Consider the following 2,248-nt stretch of genomic DNA (forward strand, 5'->3'; position numbering starts at 1 on the left):
CACAGGTAAGTGGGCTCATGTGGCGCTAAAGTGTGGTTCTCAACTAGCTCATTGATTCCTAAAAGCTGAAACGGCCTGCAAAGCCGTCTAGACGGGTTCGCCTCCCGTCCTCGCCTCCAGAATCCCTGCAGATCAGCGCTCCAGCGCTGATCTACGTCAGCGACATTTGTAACTCACTTTATTGTGGTTCCCTTATTGTGTACTCTCGTAAAGAGTACGTTGTAAGGTTTCGTCACGATAAAAATTTTTTAAAGTCGCCTTCCAATTCAACGACATCTCGCCACGGGTGCCTCCGGACCGGTCACTGGTCGGTGGCCATGGTTTATTCGTCCAGTATACGCCTTCAATCGCCCAGCATTCTCGTTTCATTCTTTCGTTCCTTAATCTTAGTAATGCACAGCCGTGATGCGGGTGGCCGCCGAAATCTTTTGCGTCGCCTATTCCTGGCTCGTTAAAGTAAACAATGACTATCTGGACTTCATTGGAGACACAATCGCGCTGGATGTTGCACTCGATTGTGAATTCAGTACTGATTCTCCGGCCGTCTGGGAGTTGCCTGCTGCTTTTGACGATAATGTGATCAAATTTGTGATCGATCTCAACCACTTTGTGGAAAGTGTCATTAAACGAAATGGATTTCATTGCTCCGGTCCAAGTGCCGGACATGTCAGGTACAATAACCAGCCAGCCTTGAAACATCTTCCATCGCCAGATCGATCGTTCAAATAAGGCGCGGAAAACAAGTTGTCCAGAAAGGGCAGCCCCAACAACACCTGCACCTAGATGAGCCCATTGCGACCATTCCCACGCCTCAGGTTTCCCAACCAAGGCCCCGCGGAAGAACGCCATTATCAAGTACCCGGCTCCAATAACGATCGCAACTTTGGAACAAACCATTCGATATCGGCTTTCGTTGACAGGGCTTGTCATCCTATACTCTCATTTTGAAATTTGGGAAATTTCATCCTCGAAGCATTTCGCGTCGATCCCGGGTATTCCGGGAAAGCCCGTGGCGGATAGATGTCCTTTTTTCATCACATCCAAAATGCATCGATCGACAAGCTCGTCCGTGGACGCACTCCACTGCTCGGCAAGCTGCAATTGGCAGTCGAGCATTCCAAGAAGATAGGCCGAGGATTTTAAGCGCCCCCAGACGGGTCGCCATGTTCGCAACGGTTCAGACAAATAGAGTTCCGAATTGCTCGGCTGACAGAGTTTGTCGAAATTTCGTCTCAGACGATCGACCGCACGACCTTTGATGCCTTCGCCATAAAAGTACAGTTTTCTTCCTGCGGCGAGTGCAARGGCAGCCTCCGCCAGAGTTCCACATCCTCCACCGAACACAACGATCGCGTCGGGCGTTACCCCGTTGATGAAATTGCGTATATTGTGTTTCTGTCCGGTGTAAAGCAGGATCTGGGAGCCGTTCCGCTCCAATCGGGCCGGGCCGGTGGAAGGAAGTACACCTACGTGGCGTAATGCCGACCCATTGCCGGCTTTTCGCATACCTTGCACCGTAGCGTTTTTTACCTCCTGGTTAACTTTATCGCCGCCACCGGTCAATAAGATGCATCCTGCATTCRCCAAGGCAGCGCCGAAGCACTCGGCCGGCCCTTGTTGATCATCTCCACCAATGGCGCCGATAACGACGCGTCGTTGACTCATTGCTGCCTCCGATTCCTGGTTACCCGATATGCAAGCCGGTCTTTACCCCGCTTTGGCAGCAATTGTGTTCTGCATTCTCGCAGCACACGTAGCTGTGCAAGAGGGAAATAGTGCGATCAGCAGATGTGGGCAATTGAGTGACATATCCGCAATCGCGACGATTGGCAAAAACAAGATTTATTTCGCATATAAATCCCGCTCCGTCAGCTATTTACATGGGAAGTATGCGGCAGGAATTATTGGTGGCGCAGATGTAAATATTTGGGAAATCATATCCTGCGATTGTTTGTTGCTCGGTTAATGTTTCGTATCGTATTTATAAAGTTAATTGATCTTGCCAATGGACCTCAATCAAATGCTCCTGTGCGATAACCTGTTTGAAATCTTGTCCTGTCGGGTAGACATTCAGTCAATAGTTTGTTAATTTATTTTTAAGTCATTCTTGAGGTAGAAGCCCATGCCAGCAGCAAGGACCTATCCCGGCGTCTACATCCATCAAGTGTCCAGCGGCGTGCCATGCAGATCGCCATTTGTCGTCGACGGTACGGTGACGGTTYGCTATCAGGCGCGCACATGACTGCAC

3 protein-coding genes are annotated in these 2,248 nt (G+C 50.0%); 1 reads left to right on the top strand and 2 read right to left on the bottom strand.

Translation table 11 applies throughout. The features are described 5' to 3' along the window. Positions 1–192: 192 nt before the first annotated feature. On the bottom strand, positions 193–930 hold the full coding sequence (locus AC1DYX_RS30500; protein WP_477265869.1) for a hypothetical protein: 738 nt from the start codon (positions 928–930) through the stop codon (positions 193–195). A 9-nt stretch (positions 931–939) separates the two neighbouring features. Further along, on the bottom strand, positions 940–1,665 hold the full coding sequence (locus AC1DYX_RS30505; RefSeq protein ID WP_477265871.1) for an SLOG cluster 4 domain-containing protein: 726 nt from the start codon (positions 1,663–1,665) through the stop codon (positions 940–942). A gap of 28 nt (positions 1,666–1,693) precedes the next feature. On the opposite strand from AC1DYX_RS30505, the gene AC1DYX_RS30510 reads away from it, so the two are divergent. Further along, positions 1,694–1,966: a hypothetical protein gene (locus AC1DYX_RS30510; RefSeq protein ID WP_477265873.1), complete on the top strand. Its 273-nt coding sequence runs from the start codon at positions 1,694–1,696 to the stop codon at positions 1,964–1,966. The last annotated feature ends 282 nt before the right edge of the window (positions 1,967–2,248 follow it).

It is taken from the genome of Massilia sp. P2_C2, assembly GCF_056404615.1.

Bases quoted from the DNA above. Each gene is read 5' to 3' on its own strand.
- AC1DYX_RS30510 (WP_477265873.1), top strand. From the start codon at position 1,694: ATGCAAGCCGGTCTTTACCCCGCTTTGGCAGCAATTGTGTTCTGCATT.
- AC1DYX_RS30500 (WP_477265869.1), bottom strand. From the start codon at position 930: ATGACAAGCCCTGTCAACGAAAGCCGATATCGAATGGTTTGTTCCAAA.